The sequence below is a fragment of the Streptomyces sp. NPDC005728 genome (assembly GCF_040630895.1).
In the GTDB taxonomy this organism is placed as follows: domain Bacteria; phylum Actinomycetota; class Actinomycetes; order Streptomycetales; family Streptomycetaceae; genus Streptomyces.
The window spans coordinates 15,526-33,999 of the sequence record NZ_JBEXYL010000004.1 but is presented as its reverse complement, the minus strand read 5'-3'; the positions used below and the strand labels follow the sequence as shown (position 1 = coordinate 33,999).

Sequence of the window (18,474 nt, the reverse complement as noted above, 5' to 3'; positions counted from 1 at the left end):
TCACCTCTTACTGGACCGGCCAGAAAGCGTATGGGCCATTTCCGGGAATCACAACGAGGGCCGGGTGTTCGCTCGAACAGCCGAAAGCAGCAGCTGTGGACTCAAACGCGACACGTGGCTTACCGTCTGGCATCAAGATCTGCAGGCCGGACCTTTGGGGAGAGTTGGAGGCCATGCACGTAGCGACCATTGACTACACCAACCCGCACGCACCGGCCGAGTTCGCCGCGTCCATGCATGCGACCGGTTTCGGCGTCGTCGTCAGCCATCCGCTGGCCGCGATGGGTCTGCCCGAACAGATCCACGAGGAATGGGCGAGATTCTTCGCCACCGACGCCAAGTGGAAGTACGCGAATTCCGGTGGCCAGGACGGTTTTTTTCCACTGCCGGCGAGCGGTGGACCCGACGCCCCGAAACTCGACCGTAAAGAATTCTTTCAGGTCATGCGCGACGGAAGTTATCCGGAGGAAGTGTCGGATTCTGCGCTGCGGTACTTCGACGAGGCCAGGCACCTTGCGGCAACGCTTCTCGGCTGGCTCGGCGACGCCGTGCCGGCCGGTGTCTCGCGCCGGTTCGCCATGCCGCTGCCGCGCATGCTGGAGGGCTCCTTCAGCACGACCCTGCGGATCCAGCGCTACCTCCCGGCGACCGGCGAGGAGACCCCGGACTCCCTGCGCGGACTGTCCCATACCGATCTGAACCTGATCACGGTGCTGCCCGCCCCCCGGGAACCAGGACTGCAGGTGCGCGACAGCGCGGGCGAGTGGCACGACGTGCCCTGCGATGCCGGAGCCTTCGTGATCAATGCCGGGGAAATGCTGGAGCAGATCACCGGCGGGCACTACCGGGCCACCGAGCACCGGGTGCGGTTCCCCGTCGGCGGGGACGGCGGGCGCTCGCGTTTCTCCATGCCGATGTTCCTTCATCCGGCCGGCGGCATCCGGCTGAACGAGCAGTACACGGCGGCCTCCTTCCTGCGCAAGCGGATCGACGACCTGCGCAGGATGGGCTGGCGCCCGGCACCGGGCGGGCAGGCGGACGACGGCGATCGGGCGGCCGGCGCAGGAGCGGACGGTGGCCGAGTGCCCACCCGGCCCTAGCCCCCGGTGCGCAGTGCGGGGATCACCTCGGTCGCGAACAGCTCGATGGTCCGCCAGTCCAGGGGAGGCCGGGAGCCCAGCAGGAAGTCCCGCACACCGAGTTCAAGATAGGGCTTCAGCCGCTCCACGCACTCCTCGGGAGTGCCGAACACCAGGTACTCCGACCACAACGGCGAGTCCGGGGGCAGGATCCGGGCCACGGCCCTTCTCTGCTCTTCGACTTGCTGCCGGTCCTCGCCGAGGATGGCCCGGAAGGTCATCGACTGCCGGATCTCGCCCGGGTCCCGGCCCACGGCGGCGGCATGGTCGGCCAGCGCACCGAGCCTGCGCCGATAAGTCTCCGGTTCGGCCACGAGCGTGTTCCAGATGTCGGCGTGCTCGGCGACGATGCCCAGCATCCGCCGCACGCCCTCGCCGCCTATGACGAGGGGAAGCCGCTGCTGCACCGGTTTGGGCTCCAGGTGCGCGGCGGAGAGCCTGAAGTGCTTCCCCTCGAAGTCCGTCCTTTCCTCGTCCCACAGCCCGCGCAGCACCCGGCACGCTTCGTCCAGCATGTCCAGCCGCTGTCCGGCCGGCGGGAAGGGGATGCCGTACTGCTCGTAGCCGAGGTCGTCACCGGCGGCGCCGATGCCGAACTCCAGACGCCCGCCGGACACATGGTCGATGGTGGCGGCGGCGGCCGCAGCCACCGCGGGATGCCGCCAGGTGACCGCCGAGACGAGCATGGCGCAGCGGATACGACTGGTGCGCGCGGCCAGCGCGGACAGCAGCGTGGTGCCCTCGAAACAGGGGCCGCCGGGGCCGCCGATGGGCGGGCGGAAATGGTCGAAACAGGAAATCCAGTCGTACCTCATTTCCTCTACCCGTTGCCACAGGTCGACCATTTCCGAAAAGGACGTGTACTGCTGTCCGGAATGAATTCCGAACCGGATTGCATCTCCGTATATACGCATACGCCGAGCGCTCCCGAGGCTCTCGCTGAACATCGTGTGCGGCAATATATTCCGTGGAGGGAACCTTGAAAATCCAGAGACAGCTCGTCGGACGGACGAACACCCCGCAAGGATCCGACCTGCCGGTCGACGCGTACACCCTCGACAACGGCGACGATCTGGCGATCACCGTCTGGACCTACGGCGCCACCCTGGTCGAGGTCCGCACGCCCGGCCGGGACAACCGGACCGACAACGTGGTCGTACGACTGCCCCGGCTCGGCGACTACGAGGACCGCGGGCGCAATGCGTACGTCGGGGCGACGGTGGGGCGGTACTGCCGCTGTGTCCGGGACGGCCGGATGGTCCTCGACGGTGTGCCGCACCAGCTCGCGCGCAACGAGGGGCCGCACCATGTGCACGGCGGCGGCGAAGGCTTCGACCGAAGGGTGTGGGCGGCCGAGGCGGGCCGTGACGGCGACGACCTGGTGCTGCGGCTGCGGCTGGACAGCCCCGACGGCGACCAGGGCTACCCCGGCGCGGTCACGGCGGAGACGGTCTACCGGGTCGACCGTGAGGCCGGGCTGACCATCGAGTTCAGTGGTACGGCGACGGCTCCGACCGTCTTCGGCCTCACCAACCACGCCTTCTGGAATCTGGCCGGGCACGGCACGATCGACGGGCACCAGCTGGCGATCAACTCGAGCAGCAGCGTGCTCTTCGACGACGAGCAGATGCCGCTCGCCGGACCGCCCGCGGACATCCGGGGGACGCGGCTGGACTACCAGAGCGCGCGCGGGATCGGGGACGACGAGCTCGACAACTTCTTCGTGCTCGACGACCCCTGGCTGTGGGCTGCGCAACTGCACGATCCGGGCAGCGGCAGGCTGCTGGAGGTCCGCACCGAGGGGCCGGGGATGGGCGTGTACTCGGGTGACAAGATGCTCACCCCGCGGGCCGGCCTGGCCATGGAACCGGGCTGTTTCCCGGACGCACCCAACCGCCCCGACTACCCGTCGGCGCGGCTGGACCCGGGCGAGACGCGCACCGAGAGCACGATCTACCGTTTCTCGGTCGCTCTCTAGAGCCGGTCAGCCGACGATCCGTACGTCGCCGCCGTCGACGACGATCGCCTGACCGTCCCGCAGCGCCACGAACGGCTCGTGATGGTCGATGTAGTACTGGACGGTGTGCTCGATCTCGTCTGTCTCGGGGTGGTCGGAGCGGTAGTGCGGTGCGACCGCGAAGGGCAGCAGGCCGAGCCCGTCCCACAGCGGAGAGCCCGCGGGGTAGCCCGCGGGAACGTGGTCCGGGTCGTCCACGTGGCCGGCGATGCCGCGCAGGGTGGTGCCTGCGACGGCCGCGGCAGCGCTGTAGCCGCCGAGGACCAGGGCGTCGGCGGCCAGGAACTCCTGGAGCAGCTCGTCGGCGCCGCTGTGCAGGAGAGCACGGCGCAGGACGAATGTGTTTCCGCCCCGCACATACACCAGATCGAAGTTTTCCAGAGTTTTCCGGAGCGAACGGCCACCACTGAAATAGTCGCGGAGGTCGAGTTCCTCCGGAGCCAGCCCCACCGATTGCAGTTCCGTGACCTCTCGCTCCAGGGAGGCGTCCCTGGAGTCCGCGTCCTGGAAGTCATAGGCATTCATCACGAGCGCCGTGCGCGTGCGCCCGTCGAGCAGGCGCTGCAGCTCCTCGGGCCGATTCCCGATGCGAAAAGAAGAAAGATAAAGACGCATAACGCGCAGTATACGAGGTGATCCCTTGAGTCAGGTTGAGAAACATGGGGCGGCAGGCGGCCGGCCGGGCAAGGTGTGCCTCGGTGTCGTCCACCTCGATCCGCTACCCGGCACTCCCTTCCACGAGGCCGGGTCCTTCGACCGGATCCTCGACGACGCCGTGGCGTCCGTGCGGGCGCTGTACCAGGGCGGCGCGCACGGCGCCCTCCTGCAGACCGTCGACCGCGTCTACACCACCCGCGACGAGTCCGACCCGGCCCGGACCGCCGCGATGAGCGTGATCACCCGGGCGGCCCGGGAGGCCACCGGCGACGGCTTCCGGATCGGGGTGCAACTCATGCGGCACGCCACGAAGGCGTCGCTCGCGGTGGCGAAGGTCTGCGGGGGCGACTTCGTGCGGGCGACCGCGATCGTGGGCGCCACCGTCAGCACCCACGGCCTGGTACAGGCGGACCCGCTCGACGTGATGGAGTACCGGCGGAAGATCGACGCGTGGGACGTCCAGGTCATCGCCGACGTGGACTCGATGCACTTCCAGTGGCTCGGCGGCGGCGTACCGACGGAGTCGATAGCCCGTCAGGCCGCTTTCGTCGGCGCGGACGTGGTGTGCCTGGGCAGCAAGGACGAGGAGCGGACGCTCCGGACCATCGCGGCGGTCCGGCGGACGGCACCCGACGTGCCGGTCTTCCTCGCGGGCCACACCGACCACGAGAATGCGGCGCGGCTCATGGCGCACGCCGACGGGGCCTTCGTGAGCACCTGCCTCAACGGCTGGAAGGGCCGGATCCAGGTGGAGAAGGTCGCCGCCTACATGGACATCCTGCGCTCGCTGGAGGACGCCGAGTGACCACACGCCAGGCTTACACGACCGAGGAGATGCGGCGCCAGGCCCGGTCCCTGGCAGCGGAGCTCACCCAGGTGGTCGACCACCTCGCCCGGACGACCGCGGACGGGCCGCTGGACGGGGCAGCCCGCGGAATACGCCGGGTGGTGCTCACCGGCAACGGGGACTCCTATCACGCGGCGCGGGCAGCGGAGTTGGCCTTCGAGAGCTTCTCCGGTCTCACCTGCGAGCCGCTGAACGCCCAGCGGTTCCTCGACTACGGCGCGGTCGGGCCCGGCGGCGACGGGCGGGACACCCTGGTCGTCGGGATCTCCGCGTCCGGCGGCAGCAGGGCCGTGACCCGGGTGCTGGAGGAGGCCGCGCACCGGGGTTCGCCGACCGTCGCGGTGACCGTGTCGGAGGGCAGTCCGGTGACACGGGCGGCGGACGTCGGTGTGATCGCCCCGACCGGCCCGAGGCAGGCGTCGCCGGGCATCCTCACCTACCAGGCATGTCTGACCGCGCTTCTCGTCGTCGCCGTGCGCCTCGGCGCCGCACGGCAGCCCGTGCAGCCGCTGCTGGACGAGCTGCGCGCCGCCGCCGACGCCGTGGCGGCGACCGCCGAGGCGCTGGAGGGACCGTGTCTGGAGCTGGCCCAGGAGGTGGCAGCGGATCCCGGCCCGCTGGTGATGACGGGTACCGGACCCCAGGCGGGCACCGCCAAGTACGCGGCGGCGAAGGTGGTGGAGGCGTGCGCGCTGCCCGCGTTCGCCCAGGACCTGGAGGAGTGGTGGCACGTGGAGCGCTTCGCGTTCCCCGGCACCAGCCCGCTGCTCGTGCTGGCCCCGCCCGGCCGCAGTCACTCTCGCGCCGTCGACCTGGTCGTACGCGGTACGGAGATCGGGCGCCGGGTCGTCGCCGTCGCCCGGCACGACGACTCCGCCGTAGGCGTCGCGCATCGGGTGCTGCCGACGCACGGCGGGCTGCGCGAGGAGTGGAGCCCGCTGGTCGACCACATCTTCGCGGGCCTGTTCGGTGCCGCGCTCGCGGACGCACTGGGCCGGGTCCCGTTCTCGGGTCGCTGAGGCGACGGGCACCCGCCCCGGCCTGCCTCCGGTGTCCGCCCAGATCCTGGGCGGACACCGGAGGCCCGGTGGGCTACGCGACCTCGACCGGGTGGGCTTCCGCCAGTTCGGTACCGGTCTTCAGCAGGGCGTCCTCGCTGTCGGCGCCGTAGATGACCATGACGCAGACGCTGGCGGAGGACTGCCCCAGTGTCACCTCCGAGCCGACGCCGGGGCCGATGGAGACGTCGAGGACGTGGTCGTGGGCGAGCAGTTCGTCACGGGTCGGCATACGGGTCACGCGGCCGGAGCGGAGCGGGGTGATGTTGAGCATGCCGACGTACCGGAACGGGCTCTTGCGGAGCGGCAGTTCGGAGAGGGCGCCGTCGAGCAGCTCGTGCGCGGCGATCTCCCGCTCGTCGACGCCGACGGCGGCTCCGACCAGTTGTGCCACGGTGAGGCCGCCGAGGCGGCTGGCGATCTCGGAGAACACCAGCCGGCCCGTGCCGTACTCGCGGAAGAACTCCAGGTGCGTCGGGCCCCGTGTCAGGCCGAGCTGTTCGTTGAGCCGCCGGTGCAGTTCCCGGACCTCTGCGTACAGGCCGGCGTGGTCGTCCTCGTCGAGCAGGACCGACAGGCCGGGGCCGGCACCCTCGCGCAGTTGCAGCGGCGGGGTGACGTAGCGGCTGACGCAGAAGACCCACGGCTCGCCGTCCCGCCAGACGGCGTCGACGTGGAACTCCTCGCCGTCGATGTACTCCTCGGCCAGCAGGTGCCGGGAGCGCAGCTCCGGCGCGTACCGGAAGTCCTTGAGGGCGGCGCGGAGTTCCTCGCGGTCGCGGGCGACCGTCGTGGACACGGTGCCCCAGCCGTTGGCGGGCTTGACGACAGCCGGGTAGCCGACGGAGCTCTCCAGTTCCGCGAGGGCGTCGTCGCCGCCGTCCACGAGGGCCGCCGGGTCCGGCACGGAGCAGGTGCGGGCGGTGTGCAGCCCCGCCTGACGGGCCTGCCGTTTCATCAGCCGCTTGTCGCGCGTGGCCAGCACCACGGAGGTCGAGGGCTGGTCCGCGGAGAGCAGGTGGGCCAGGTAGGCGGCCGCGTACTGGCTGAACTCGTTGGAGGACATCACCTTGTCGATGTCGACGCCCTCACTGATGAGGTCCGCCGCGACGGCGCTGAGCTCCTCGAGCGCGTCGAAGGAGGAGACGTAGTAGACCTTCTCGAAGCGCGCCAGGGCGTCGGCGCCGAGCCCCTGAGGGGTCCGCTCGTGCACGACGTAGAGGGTGACGTCGTCGCGGTCGAGCACGGGAGCCGCCCAGTACGGGCTGTACCTCACCAACAGAACGTTCATCGTCATGCTTTCTGTCCCTGTTCGCCGGGAGCCTTCTTCACCTGGGCCCAGTACGAGTCGAGGAGCGGACCGAACGCGATGTCCTCGCAGATGGAGCGGGCCGCATTGATGCCGCTGGCGGCCGCCCCGGTCCACATGAAGTACGGCCCGTTGCCGGATCCGTTGCCGGCGCACCACACGCGGGGATTCGAGGTCTGGCCGAGCGTCGTCGTGCCGATGCCGCCGTTCTCGTTCAGCTCCAGGCCGAGTCGGGGAACGAAGCGGAGGTTGTGCTTCTTCACTCCGGGAATCAGCAAGGCCCCCGCAGCCACCTCGGCACCCCCCTTGGTGTACAAGGTCATCGAGCCTTCCGCATCCCGATCGGCCCCGGTGACCTCGTCGACGAGGACGGTTCCGCCGGCCTGGCGCAGCCGCTCCGCCATGGGGGTCCCGGCGGCGTTCTCGTCCGAGACGACGGCGGTCATGGTCGTCGCGTACTGGACGGACATCAGGGCCATACCAATGGCCTCCAGTCCCGTGCCGACCGACGCGAACGGCTTTCCGTCGTGCTCGTGGGTATGGCAGAAGGGGCATTCGAAGGCGGTCTTGCCCCAGACGCCCTCGGGCAGCCAGGAGGGCAGCTCGTCGATCGGCCCGGTCGCGAGCAGCAGACGGTCGGCCGTATGACGGCCACCGCCACGGGTCCGCACGGCCACGCCGACGTCACCCGCCTCGGCCTCGAGAACCTCGTCCCACACGAAATCGACGCCGTACTCCCGGGCGGTCTCCTCCATCGTGCCGTACAGCTGCGCCGGCGGGACCCCTTCCGCATAGGGCACGTTGTGCACCGCGTCGACGCACGAGTTGCGCCGGTTCTCCGTCGACACCACCAGCACCCGCAACTTGGCGCGGGCGAGCATGACCGACGCGGTCAGACCCGCGGCTCCGGCGCCGATGACCACCACATCATGGGGAGGGGACGACACGATTCTCCTTCTGTAGCCTGCGCGGGCGATCCGGTACAGCCCGCAGCCCGTTCATCCGTTCCGGAAGGCGGCTGCCTGCATGCGGAACAGGTCCGCGTACACGCCGCCCAGCGCCATCAGTTCCTCGTGGTCGCCCATCTCCGCCACGGAGCCGCCCTCGACGACCACGATCAGATCCGCCATCTGAACGGTGGAGAACCGGTGGGAGACCACCAGGGTGACCGTTCCGCAACGCTCGCCGAGGGTCTTCGCCAGCGCCATCTGCCGCCGGTAGACCGCGTACTCGCTGCGCGCGTCCAGGGAGGCGGTCGGCTCGTCGATGACGCACAGCAGCGGTGCGGTCCGCATGTGGGCGCGGCTCAGGGCCACCCGCTGCCACTGGCCGGTCGACAGCTCCTCGCCGTCGAACACACGGCCGAGCTGGGTGTCCAGACCGTCCGGGAGTCCGGCGACGATCTCCTCCGCGTCCCCGTCCGCGATCGCCCGGGCCAGCCGGTCGGGCTGGTCGGCCGCGGTGAGATCACCCACGCCGACCGACTCGCGCACGAGGAACAGGAACCGTGCGAAGTCCTGGAAGTTGGCGGTCGTACGGGACCACCAGTGCCCGGCGGGGATGTCGTCCAGCCGGACGCCGTCGACGAGGACGGTGCCCTCCGTCGGTTCGTAGAACTTGGACAGCAGCTTGACGAGGCTGGTCTTCCCCGCCCCGTGCTCCCCCACGACCGCGACGGTCGACCCGGCCGGCAGATGCAGGTCGATCCCCTTGAGCACCCACGTGTCCGTGCCCGGGTACCGGAACGACACTCCGGCCAGCGTGATGCCGTCGGTCAGCCGGTCCGGCATGCGGGCCGCGGACTCGCCCGTGCGGTGGGCCGCCGCGTGGTCCTCCAGCCACAGGAAGGCGTCCAGCGCACTCATGCCGTCGGTCGTGCGCTGCAAGGACCGTACGACGCCCTCGGCCTGGGCGCGGAGCGTGTTGGTGAGAGTGACCAGCAGCAGTACGTCACCGGGCTGCGCCCGCCCGGAGGACACGTCGCGCACGATGAGCAGCAGGGCGGCCACGTATCCCAGTGAGAAGACCGCCCACCCGGCGATGCCCAGTCCGGCACTCACCCACTGGGCGCGGGCCTGTGTGCGGATGATCCGGTCCCACACGTCCCGGCCGTGGTTCTGCAGCCGCGGCCCGGCCCCGGCGATCCGCACCTCCATGTTCGGCGTCGCCTCGGTCAGCAGGGCCTGTATGTGCTCCGCCTGCCGGACGTCCTGCGCGACCGCGACAGCCGCCTTCCGGATCCCGCGCTGCCCTCGGCGCGGCAACCACAGCGCCGGTACGAGCAGCAGCGCGAGGACGAGCAGTACCGGGGCCGTCAGCGCCAGGATGGCGAGCACCACGAACAGCCTGACCAGCATCGTCACGCCGTCCAGAAGCACCCATCCGCACCGGGCGATGACGTCTCCGCTGCCGCGCACCATTGCTATCCGGTCCGCGTACTCGGGGCGTTCGAGGTGCTCGATGCCGTCCAGTCCGGCGATGAGACCCAGGATCCGCTCGTCCAGGTCCACCCCGATGGCCTCGTCGAGCAGGTTGACGATGTTCAGCCGGGCGGAGGCCCCGACAACCGTCACCGCGTAGCTGAGCGCGGCGCCCGCCGTGGCGATCAGCGCGTCCTGCATGTGCTCGTGCAGTGCGCTCTGGATCAGCATCCGCAAGGTGAGCGCGAAGGCTCCGGTGGCCAGTACGTCGGTCACCGCGAGGACGGCGAACGCCAGGACCCAGCTGCGGTGCCGCTGCCACGAGAGCCCGAAGAGCCGGCGCAGCGCCTGTCCGCGGGTCATGGGGAGGTCACCTCGTTGTCGCGATCGGCGGGCTCGGGCAGTGCGTCATCGGCGGCGAACCGGGCAGCCTGCAGGTGGAACATGCCGGCGTACTGGCCGTCGAGGGCCAGCAGTTCGTCATGTGTGCCCGTCTCGACCACCCGACCGCCGTCGAGCACGGCGATCCGGTCCGCCCTGCGTACGGTGGACAGCCGATGGGAGATCAGCAGGACGCTCGCTTCCGTGGCGTGTTTCATCACCCGGGAGAAGACGTCGAGTTCGGCCCGGACGTCGAGGTGCGCGGTCGGCTCGTCGAGGACGAGCAGCCGGGCACCGCACGCGGTCGCGTACAGCGCCCTTGCCAGCGCGACACGCTGCCACTGTCCGCCGGAGAGGTCGATGCCGTTCGTGTACCCGCGCGCCAGCGGCGTGTCCCAGCCCAGAGGGGCTCGTTCGACCAGGTCGGTGATGCCCGCCCGGTCCGCGATGTCCTCCAGCAGCCGGGCCGGCGCGGGGTACCCGGGTGCGCCCTGGACCACGTTGTCCCGCAGGGACATCTCGTAGCGCGTGAAATCCTGGAAGACGACGGTGATCTGCTGTCGCCATGCTTCCGGATCCACCTTCGTCAGCGGCACCCCGTCAACGGTGACCGCTCCCGCCGTGGGCTGGTACAGCCCGGCCAGCAGCTTGGTCAGTGTGGTCTTCCCCGCACCGTTGACGCCGACCAGGGCCAGCAGTTCTCCGGGCCTGATCTCGAGGTCCAGGCCGCGCAGGGTCCTGCGTTCAGTGCCGTCGTACTGGAAGTCCACCGCTTCGAACCGCACCAGAGGCGGCGGGGTGGCCGTGGCCTCCTCCACGCCCACGGCACCGCGGGGCGCCAGCTGCACGGGGCCGGGCGTGGCCGGCGAGCCGTCCCGCGCCGTGAACCGCTCGGCAAGCCGGTCGGCCGCCTGGAGCGCCGGCATACCGGCGAACTCCACGTCGTACGCCTCCGTGTCCCAGCGGCTGACCGCGAGGACGCCCCAGAACGCCCCGAGGTGGACGGCGAGTTGGCCGGCGGAAATCCGCCCGGACGCCGCCGAGAGACCGAGCTGGGCGAGTCCGGCCGCCGTGGCAACGGTGAGCAGCACGAAGTGCCACCGCAGTCGCAGCAGAAGACCCCGGCGCACCGACGCCGTTCCGTCCACCCTGTCGCCGGTGACCTCGCGGTACCGGCCGATCGCCCATTCGGCGAGACCGAAGACGCGCAGTTCCTTCGCGGCCCACGGAGCTGCGGCGACCTGGGTGAAGTAGTCCTCCCGGCGCATCTCGGGCGCCCACCCGCGGACTTCGGCGTGCTGCTTCATCCACTGCCGGCGGGTGGAGGCCCGTACGAACAGCGAAACCGTCAGCATGCACAGCGCCAGCGGCCAGGAGAAGAACGCGAGCACACCTGCCGCAGCGCAGGCTCCGACCGTCCGGGTCATGATCGTGAGCTGGCCTGCCGCCCCCGTGCCCACGGTGTAGAACACCCAGTTCGGAAGCCCTTTCATCACCGCCAGCGCGAGATCGTCCTGCGTGGCCGGGTCCTCCAGGCGCGCGATGCCGTCGGACCGGGTCGCCAGGTCGCCCACCCGCAGCCGCTGGTGGGCGTTCACCCGTTGGGCCGCCACGACGCGCAGCGCCGAGTGCAGGAACTCGAACGCCTGCGAGGCGAAGATCAGCGCGCCGACGGCCAGGGTCAGCAAGGTGAGCGTGTGTCCGTCGTCCGGATCGGACACGAGGCGAGAGACCAGGGTGCCCGTCATCAGGCCCGTGGCCGTGGGGAGCAGCGCGAGCGAGAGGTCCACGACGGTCAGCGCGGCGAAGGTCGGCAGACCCGCCGCACGGAGCATTCCCGCCAGACGCCAACGGTCCTGCAGCCTGGCCGCAGCGTCCCGAACCGCCTTCGGTCGGCATCGTTCCATCGCTACTCTGTTATCTCGAGGTCGTTCTGGAGATAAATACGGCGCACGCCGCCGTGGGCGAGGATGGGCCCATAGGGCCGGAACCCGAATTGCTCGATGAGAAGCAGGGTGTTCGTCAGATCAGGATTTGTTTCAGCCCGAATGGCCGTCGCCCCGTATTCGAGCGCCACTTCCATGGCCCGGCGCACGCACATCAGGCCCGTCAATTCCCCGCCGGTCACCCGGTCCGGGAGCACGGCCATCCGCTGCATGTAGATCGGCTTGTCCGTATCGGGGAAGATGTCCGTACCGGTGGTGAACGACGGTGCCCACGTCAGGGTGAACATGCCTGTCGCCACGCCGCCTTGCCGGAGAAGATGCACGGCTTCCGCGGACACCAGCCCATCGGTGCTCTCTCGGTTTCGCTGCGGCACCGGAGTTCCGTATGTCGCTGCAATAAAGACGTCCGATGCGCAGAGCAGTTCGTGTACTTCAGCGGCTTCAGCAGCGATCGACCACCCATCGGACAACTCGGCGCCCTGCTTTGTCATGGCGCTCAATATGGGCCACGGGACCAGAGACTGTCCATGTTCGCCGATACCGCGAACGCGGCCGGCGGCGTTCGACTGCGGACGGTTCGCAGTCGAACAGTGGAACAGCCATATGACGGAGCAGCGGAACAGGCATCGGGCTGTGTTCGAGCCGTCCGGGCCGGACGGGGACCAGGTACGCATGTACAGTTGCGGACCGGTTGCGTTCTCCCCCGCCCACCTGGGCATTCAGGTCCACGCACACGGAGCCGCACAGCTGCCTGCCGCCGGGCCAGGGCACCCCGTCCCGACGACCTGGCCGCCGCGGGGCTCCGCATCGGTGAACCGCCCCGCGGACAACGGCACATCATCGACCGGCTGGTCCCCGGCCGCATCGCCGCACGCGCCCGCAGGGACCGGGTACGGGCCGCCACCATCCGCTCGCGGCTGTCCCGGACGGGCATCCAGGTCACCGGCGCCGGCAGCCACTCGACCTGGACCCCGCGCCAGGACGGCCACGTCCCGGCGGAGAGAAGGACACACACATGACCAGAAATGGCCTCGCCGCGACCGACGGCACCGCGCCCGTACGGCATGTCCGCGGACCGGACGACCTCCCGGGCTGGGACGCTCTCGCGAAAGGCTCCTCCTTCTACCTTTCCTCCAACTGGCTCCGTTTCGTCGACACCAGCCCCACCGGCGAACCGCACTACTTCGCGCTGCAGGACGGAGCCGACGTGGTCGCTGGCCTGCCCGCGCACTGGAACCCGCGGGACCCGCACACCAGCTACCAACCCGCGGCCGTGCTACGGGGGCAGGGCGCCGGACCCGCCCTGACGGTCGGCGGCCGGCGGGGCTACTGCTCCGCGGTGCTGGTCCCGCCGGGCCGGTCGCAGGCTGCGGTAGTTGAGCACACCGCGAAACTGCTGGCTCACGCCCTGGAGGAGCTGCCTCAGGCCGACGGCCGCTGGTGGTGGCCCTATCTCACCCCGGATTCGGTGGACACCGCCGTCGCCGCCGCCCGTCTCCTGGGACCGCTCACGGCGGAGGAGATCCATCTGGTGGGCGCGGACTGCGTCGTCGACCTCGTCGGGGAGAGTCCCGAGGACTTGCGCCGCTCACTGCCCACCAAACAGCGCCGGACCAACTGGCAGCGGGAGGTGCGGCGGTTCGAGGAGAGCGGCCTGCGGATCCGCCGTACCCGGCTGTCCGAGGTCTGCGACGAAGGAGCCCCCCTCCTCGCCCAGGTGCAGTGGAAATACGGCCACGACGAGACCGTCGAACAGCAGCGCTCCTCCCTGCGGCGGCAGGCCGAGCACCTCGACGACCTCTCCGTCGTCTTCGAGGCCAGGGACGCCGAGGGGCACCTGGCCGGTTTCTCCCTCTGCTACGACTGGGGCACCGAACTGAGTCTGCGCCTGGTGGGTTTCGACTACGCCACAGCTCAGGACTCCGCGACGTATGCACAGGTCATGCTGCACGCCCCGCTCCAATACTGTTACGAGCGAGGCCTGCGCCGCCTGCACCTGGGCACGGAGTCGTACGAGGCGAAGTGCCGCAGAGGGGCTCGTGTCCGTCCGCTGTGGGCCGTCGCCCCAGGAGTGCCGGTCCGCAGGAGCGTCGTACTCGACCGGGCGACCCGGCTGGCCGCGGTCCTGCCGGCCGGTGAGGCGGCCCGGTTCGTCGAGACGATACGGACGAGTTCGCCTTCTTGATGTCGCCGCCGGCGGCCGGCCCGGCGCCCGCCTCATCGACGTACCGCTCGCCGGAACGCGACATCAGCCGTGCCAGCGAAAACCCGATTTCCACCCTTGTGTACGACATGCGGGATACAGCGATAGGTATCCCGCTCTTCACGTCCCTTGCGACATGCTTTCACTCTGCATGCACGTTTCAGGATGGGCCTGGCTGAATCCCGTCGGTGGCCAGGTTTTCTTTGATTAAAAAACAAAGCAAGCAGTTGCGCACCAGGAGTGTGCGTGATCTTCTTACGCTCATGCATATCCAGGCTGCCTGGCCGCCTGGATATCTGCGGCTGAATGACTGAAACTGTACGCCGCGAGGACGGGGAAACGGCCTTGGTGCTCCACGAAGACGACATGCGACTGACCGCACTCCTGGAACGGAACCCAGTCGTACGACTCCCTATCAGTTCCATCCTCCCTGCGGATTCACCCCGCCTGGATGGCGAACGCGCTGACCACATCCGGTTGCTCATAGAATCCGACGCGCACTTTCCGCCCATTGTCGTACATCGGGCCACCATGCGCGTGATCGACGGAATGCACAGACTACGCGCCGCCACATTGAGAGGGGACAAATCCATTGACGTCCGCTTCTTCGACGGTGCTGCAGAGGACGCCTTCGTTGTCGCGGTCGAGATGAATGTGCGGCATGGGTTACCTCTCTCGCTTTCCGACCGGAAAGCGGCAGCCGCGCGCATTGTCACTGAGCATCCCGAACTTTCGGACCGAGCCATATCCCCCATCACCGGGCTGTCGGCACGCTCGGTAAGAGCGGTGAGGGACCAACTCACCGACAACAACGAGCGGGAGTCCTCGAGGGTGGGGCGCGACGGCCGGGTTCGTCCGTTGAACAGCGCCAGCGGGCGGGAGCTTGCCGCGGCGTTGCTGCTCGAGAACCCCGATGCGTCGCTGCGGGAGATAGCAAGGGCCGCGGGTCTGGCTCCGTCCACCGTGATGGACGTGCGAGACAGGTTGCGCTACGGACAGGATCCGGTGCCGTCCAGTCAGCGCCGGACGAAGAAGAACGCAGGAAGAGCGCAGAAAGCAGCCGCACCCAGCTCTGCCCGGGCTGTCATCACGAAGGACCCCGTGGCGGACTGGACCGCACTGCAAAGACTCCGCAAGGACCCGTCCCTGCGGTTCAGCGAGACGGGGCGCGTCCTGCTGAACTGGCTGAGCAGCCAGCCGGAGCGGGAGAAGTGGCAGGCGTTGCTCAGTAACATTCCGCCCCATTGCGTGGAGAGCGTCCTGCAGGTGGCGCAGGCGAACGCAAGGGCATGGGAGGAGTTCACCGAACAGCTGAAAGGAGCGCTCGGCGAGAGCCGCGTGGCGATCGGATAGAGATCGACGGGACACCGGTCCGTCGGCAACTCGGCGGTTCGGCATCCTGACCCGGGACGCGCACCCGGGTCGTCCGGACCAGGTCTTCGAGCGGTGCACAGCCGAAGGCACGCAGCGGGGTTCGCCTCGGCGTCTTGTGCCGGTCACTTCCCGGACGCGTCCGCCTGTGACGGTCGCTGAAGTTGACTGTACAAGTTCGCCCGAAGAGTGAGCGTGCCCGGATTTCCGATCGGCGACCTGCCGGCCGGGCTGCGGGTCGACGCGGTGGCCGAGGCGGTCTGGGCCCCCGACGGGCACCGCTCGGTGTATCCGGCGGCCTGGCCGGGAGCGAACCGGCCGGGCCGCGCCGGCCACCGGGACCCGCGCTCCGAGGACGGCAAGGAGCTGTGGGCGGCGCGTGACCTCGCCGCAGGGCGGAACACACGGCGCGATCCTCGTCGAGGGCTGGTGGTACTGCCCGTCCATGCCCCAGCCTCTCGTCAACGCCACCATCGACCTGCACGCCGACCGCATCGACCGGGAGACCTGGGGCCGGCTCATCGCCGCCCGCCGCGGCTACCGCCTGATGCCCAAGGAGAACGCCGACGGCGAGGGCTGCCAGCGGATGATGTGCCCCGCCGAGGCAGGCAAGGCCCAGTGCCCCATCAAGCCCCGCACGATGGGCCGCGGCATCCACCTCCCCCTGGTCGGCCCGGAGCCGAGCCCGGTCGGCCCGCTCAAGGTCTGCCGCCGGCGCACCATCACCATCAGCCCCGAGACCGGCGCCAAGCACTGGCAGGCCCTGGAGCAGGGCGGCCCGGAATGGCAGAAGGGTGGCTGGACACGCTGTCCCTCGGAGGCGAGCGGCCACGGCGACGCACCCACCACCGCCGTCAGACGGAAGAACCCGAGACCTGGACGCCGACCGGCCACCTCGCAGCCGCCGCCCAGCCGGGCCGACCCCAGGTAACAGCTCGGCATCTCTTGCAGAAAAGCAGTCGACCCCATCGGTGAGATAGCTCACCGATGGGGTCTCCTGCGTCTGCCGCCAGACTGTGCGATCCCTCACAAACCCGGACACAACGAGAAACGGGCCCCGCCGTGACTTCCGTCACCGGCAGAGACCCGTTTCATCGGTTTCTCTCTGTGCGCGAGGGGGGAGTTGAACCCCCACGCCCTTGCGGGCACTGGAACCTGAATCCAGCGCGTCTGCCTATTCCGCCACCCGCGCATTGGGTGTGTCTTCCGGCTCCGGCCCTTTCGGGCTGGCCCCTTCCGACATCCAGAACATTAGCACGCCGTACGGGGTGGGTTCACATCCCTTCCCACCAGCCCCGGGACCGCCCGGGACCGCCCGGGACCGCCCGGATCTGCCCCGTACCCGCCCACGTATCGAGGAGTGCCTGTTCACGTATCAACCTCGTACCGGTCCCGGTCATCTCCCCAGGAGGCGGACCGGGTCCACAGCCGGGTGCGGGACACTGGTCCACGCCCGCCTCTACGATCCTTGCGTGGAGGAGTTCGAAGGGGAGCCGCTGGGGGAACCGGCTGATTGCCGGGCGCGTAGATACGATCAGTAAGCAGTACCGGGCAAGACAGCGGCACAGAGCAGGGCAAGGAAGAAGCGTCAGCGACGGAGGAGGTGCCCCATGGGAGTCCTGAAGAAGTTCGAGCAGCGTCTCGAAGGTCTGGTCAACGGCACCTTCGCCAAGGTCTTCAAGTCCGAGGTCCAGCCCGTGGAGATCGCCGGTGCGCTCCAGCGGGAGTGCGACAACAACGCCACCATCTGGAACCGCGACCGGACCGTGGTCCCCAACGACTTCATCGTGGAGCTGAGCGCACCGGACTTCGAGCGCCTCAGCCCCTACTCCGGACAGCTCGGCGACGAGCTGGCCGGCATGGTGCGCGACTACGCCAAGCAGCAGCGCTACACCTTCATGGGCCCGATCAAGGTCACCCTGGAGAAGGCCGACGACCTCGACACCGGTCTGTACCGGGTGCGCTCGCGCACCCTCGCCTCCTCCGCCAACCAGCAGGGCGCCCCACCCGCCGCTCCGGCCGGCCGGCCCGGCCAGGGCGCCCCGGGCGGCTACGGCTACCCGCCCGCCGCTCCCGCCGGAGCGCCCCCCATGCCGTCCGCGCCACCGCCCGGCGCCCGCCCCGGCGGCGGTTACGGCTACCCCCAGCCCGCCCCCCAGCGGCCCGCGGCCGCCCCGGCGAGCGGCGGGCGCACCCGCTACTGGATCGAGATCAACGGCGCCCGCCACCAGATCTCCCGCCCGACGCTGGTGCTGGGCCGCAGCACCGACGCCGACGTGCGGATCGACGACCCCGGCGTCTCCCGCCGGCACTGCGAGATCCGGACCGGGACGCCCTCGACGATCCAGGATCTCGGTTCCACCAACGGCATCGTGGTGGACGGACAGCACACCACCCGCGCTACGCTCCGCGACGGCTCGCGGATCGTCGTGGGCAGCAGCACCATCATTTACCGGCAAGCCGAAGGGTGAAGCGGGGGCAATGTCAGAGCTGACCCTCACGGTCATGCGGCTGGGTTTCCTGGCCGTACTGTGGCTGTTCGTGATCGTGGCCGTGCAGGTCATCCGGAGCGACCTGTTCGGTACGCGTGTCACCCAGCGCGGATCGCGTAGGGAGGCCGCGCGCCCCCAGCAGGCGCAACGCCAGCAGTCCGCACCGCCGCAACAACAGCGCGCCCAGCAGGGCGGCGGCCGGCGTGGCCGCAACGCCCCCACCAAGCTGGTCGTGTCAGAAGGCACACTGACCGGCACCACCGTCGCGCTCCAGGGCCAGACCATCACCCTGGGCAGGGCGCACGACTCCACGATCGTGCTGGACGACGACTACGCCTCCAGCCGCCATGCCAGGATCTACCCGGACCGCGACGGCCAGTGGATCGTCGAGGATCTCGGATCCACCAACGGCACCTACCTGGACCGGTCCCGGCTGACGACTCCCACACCGATCCCGCTGGGCGCGCCGATCCGCATCGGCAAAACCGTCATCGAGCTGCGGAAGTAGTACGACAATGAGCGAGCGGAGCGAGCACGCAGCGGCAGGCCGCACCCCGGTCTCCGGCGCGCTCCCGACCGGAGGGTGGGCAGTGTGGCTCGACACGACCGGCTGTACCCGGAGCCGACGGGCGAG

At 69.6% G+C, this 18,474-nt stretch carries 16 protein-coding genes and 1 tRNA gene; 9 read left to right on the top strand and 8 right to left on the bottom strand.

Annotation, left to right across the window (positions count from 1 at the left end; all coding sequences use genetic code 11):
* Window positions 1–95: 95 nt before the first annotated feature.
* Window positions 96–1,100: a 2OG-Fe(II) oxygenase family protein gene (locus ABZ471_RS04590; RefSeq protein WP_359062350.1), complete on the top strand. Its 1,005-nt coding sequence runs from the start codon at window positions 96–98 to the stop codon at window positions 1,098–1,100.
* Here the strand turns inward: ABZ471_RS04590 and ABZ471_RS04585 are convergent.
* Window positions 1,097–2,053 carry an LLM class flavin-dependent oxidoreductase gene (locus tag ABZ471_RS04585; RefSeq protein WP_359062348.1) on the bottom strand — a complete coding sequence of 319 codons (957 nt, stop codon included), beginning with the start codon at window positions 2,051–2,053 and terminating at the stop codon, window positions 1,097–1,099. The two genes, ABZ471_RS04590 and ABZ471_RS04585, sit on opposite strands and share 4 nt — an antisense overlap.
* 65 nt (window positions 2,054–2,118) lie before the next feature.
* Here ABZ471_RS04585 and ABZ471_RS04580 point away from each other — a divergent pair, with 65 nt between their 5' ends.
* Window positions 2,119–3,117, top strand: coding sequence for an aldose epimerase family protein (locus tag ABZ471_RS04580; protein WP_359062346.1), 999 nt, complete (start codon window positions 2,119–2,121; stop codon window positions 3,115–3,117).
* Window positions 3,118–3,123: 6 nt separating this feature from the next.
* Here ABZ471_RS04580 and ABZ471_RS04575 read toward each other — a convergent pair whose 3' ends face one another.
* Entirely contained in the window at window positions 3,124–3,771 is a 648-nt protein-coding gene (locus ABZ471_RS04575; protein ID WP_359062344.1) for a Type 1 glutamine amidotransferase-like domain-containing protein, read from the bottom strand.
* A gap of 25 nt (window positions 3,772–3,796) precedes the next feature.
* On the opposite strand from ABZ471_RS04575, the gene ABZ471_RS04570 reads away from it, so the two are divergent.
* Together ABZ471_RS04570 and ABZ471_RS04565 are read left to right on the top strand one after the other, a co-directional pair.
* Window positions 3,797–4,618, top strand: a complete 822-nt coding sequence (locus ABZ471_RS04570) for a BtpA/SgcQ family protein (protein ID WP_359062342.1) — start codon at window positions 3,797–3,799, stop codon at window positions 4,616–4,618.
* Window positions 4,615–5,679, top strand: coding sequence for an SIS domain-containing protein (locus ABZ471_RS04565; RefSeq protein ID WP_359062340.1), 1,065 nt, complete (start codon window positions 4,615–4,617; stop codon window positions 5,677–5,679). Before ABZ471_RS04570 ends, ABZ471_RS04565 begins: the two co-directional genes overlap by 4 nt.
* 73 nt (window positions 5,680–5,752) lie before the next feature.
* On the opposite strand, the gene ABZ471_RS04560 is transcribed toward ABZ471_RS04565, so the two are convergent.
* The 5 genes from ABZ471_RS04560 to ABZ471_RS04540 form a co-directional block, all read right to left on the bottom strand.
* Window positions 5,753–7,015, bottom strand: a complete 1,263-nt coding sequence (locus ABZ471_RS04560) for an ATP-grasp domain-containing protein (protein ID WP_359062339.1) — start codon at window positions 7,013–7,015, stop codon at window positions 5,753–5,755.
* The gene (locus ABZ471_RS04555; protein ID WP_359062337.1) at window positions 7,012–7,974 is read right to left on the bottom strand and encodes an NAD(P)/FAD-dependent oxidoreductase; all 963 of its coding nucleotides are present in this window, start codon (window positions 7,972–7,974) and stop codon (window positions 7,012–7,014) included. Before ABZ471_RS04555 ends, ABZ471_RS04560 begins: the two co-directional genes overlap by 4 nt.
* 51 nt (window positions 7,975–8,025) lie before the next feature.
* A complete protein-coding gene (locus ABZ471_RS04550; RefSeq protein ID WP_359062335.1) occupies window positions 8,026–9,810 on the bottom strand; it encodes an ABC transporter ATP-binding protein in 1,785 nt (594 codons plus the stop codon).
* Window positions 9,807–11,663 carry an ABC transporter ATP-binding protein gene (locus ABZ471_RS04545; RefSeq protein ID WP_359062333.1) on the bottom strand — a complete coding sequence of 619 codons (1,857 nt, stop codon included), beginning with the start codon at window positions 11,661–11,663 and terminating at the stop codon, window positions 9,807–9,809. Before ABZ471_RS04545 ends, ABZ471_RS04550 begins: the two co-directional genes overlap by 4 nt.
* A gap of 74 nt (window positions 11,664–11,737) precedes the next feature.
* Window positions 11,738–12,265 (bottom strand): hypothetical protein, encoded by a 528-nt coding sequence (locus ABZ471_RS04540; protein ID WP_359062331.1) that lies wholly within the window; start codon window positions 12,263–12,265, stop codon window positions 11,738–11,740.
* Window positions 12,266–12,789: 524 nt separating this feature from the next.
* On the opposite strand from ABZ471_RS04540, the gene ABZ471_RS04535 reads away from it, so the two are divergent.
* The 3 genes from ABZ471_RS04535 (at window position 12,790) to ABZ471_RS04525 (ending at window position 16,279) form a co-directional block, all read left to right on the top strand.
* Entirely contained in the window at window positions 12,790–13,959 is a 1,170-nt protein-coding gene (locus tag ABZ471_RS04535) for a GNAT family N-acetyltransferase (RefSeq protein ID WP_359062329.1), read from the top strand.
* A 384-nt stretch (window positions 13,960–14,343) separates the two neighbouring features.
* A complete protein-coding gene (locus tag ABZ471_RS04530; RefSeq protein WP_359062327.1) occupies window positions 14,344–15,330 on the top strand; it encodes a ParB N-terminal domain-containing protein in 987 nt (328 codons plus the stop codon).
* A 397-nt stretch (window positions 15,331–15,727) separates the two neighbouring features.
* A complete protein-coding gene (locus ABZ471_RS04525; protein WP_359062325.1) occupies window positions 15,728–16,279 on the top strand; it encodes a hypothetical protein in 552 nt (183 codons plus the stop codon).
* A gap of 177 nt (window positions 16,280–16,456) precedes the next feature.
* Here ABZ471_RS04525 and ABZ471_RS04520 read toward each other — a convergent pair.
* Window positions 16,457–16,540 (bottom strand) — tRNA-Leu (locus ABZ471_RS04520).
* Between the two features lie 418 nt (window positions 16,541–16,958).
* Between ABZ471_RS04520 and ABZ471_RS04515 the strand changes: the two genes are divergently transcribed.
* A complete protein-coding gene (locus tag ABZ471_RS04515) occupies window positions 16,959–17,819 on the top strand; it encodes a DUF3662 and FHA domain-containing protein (RefSeq protein WP_359062323.1) in 861 nt (286 codons plus the stop codon).
* A gap of 10 nt (window positions 17,820–17,829) precedes the next feature.
* Complete coding sequence (locus tag ABZ471_RS04510) at window positions 17,830–18,348, top strand: FHA domain-containing protein (RefSeq protein WP_359062321.1); 519 nt, start codon at window positions 17,830–17,832, stop codon at window positions 18,346–18,348.
* Window positions 18,349–18,474: the final 126 nt, after the last annotated feature.

Coding starts and splice junctions, on each gene's coding strand:
- ABZ471_RS04585 (WP_359062348.1), bottom strand. CDS start 2,053: ATGCGTATATACGGAGATGCAATCCGGTTCGGAATTCATTCCGGACAG.
- ABZ471_RS04575 (WP_359062344.1), bottom strand. CDS start 3,771: ATGCGTCTTTATCTTTCTTCTTTTCGCATCGGGAATCGGCCCGAGGAG.
- ABZ471_RS04560 (WP_359062339.1), bottom strand. CDS start 7,015: ATGACGATGAACGTTCTGTTGGTGAGGTACAGCCCGTACTGGGCGGCT.
- ABZ471_RS04550 (WP_359062335.1), bottom strand. CDS start 9,810: ATGACCCGCGGACAGGCGCTGCGCCGGCTCTTCGGGCTCTCGTGGCAG.
- ABZ471_RS04545 (WP_359062333.1), bottom strand. CDS start 11,663: ATGCTCCGTGCGGCGGGTCTGCCGACCTTCGCCGCGCTGACCGTCGTG.
- ABZ471_RS04540 (WP_359062331.1), bottom strand. CDS start 12,265: ATGACAAAGCAGGGCGCCGAGTTGTCCGATGGGTGGTCGATCGCTGCT.
- ABZ471_RS04535 (WP_359062329.1), top strand. CDS start 12,790: ATGACCAGAAATGGCCTCGCCGCGACCGACGGCACCGCGCCCGTACGG.
- ABZ471_RS04530 (WP_359062327.1), top strand. CDS start 14,344: ATGCGACTGACCGCACTCCTGGAACGGAACCCAGTCGTACGACTCCCT.
- ABZ471_RS04515 (WP_359062323.1), top strand. CDS start 16,959: ATGGGAGTCCTGAAGAAGTTCGAGCAGCGTCTCGAAGGTCTGGTCAAC.
- ABZ471_RS04510 (WP_359062321.1), top strand. CDS start 17,830: ATGTCAGAGCTGACCCTCACGGTCATGCGGCTGGGTTTCCTGGCCGTA.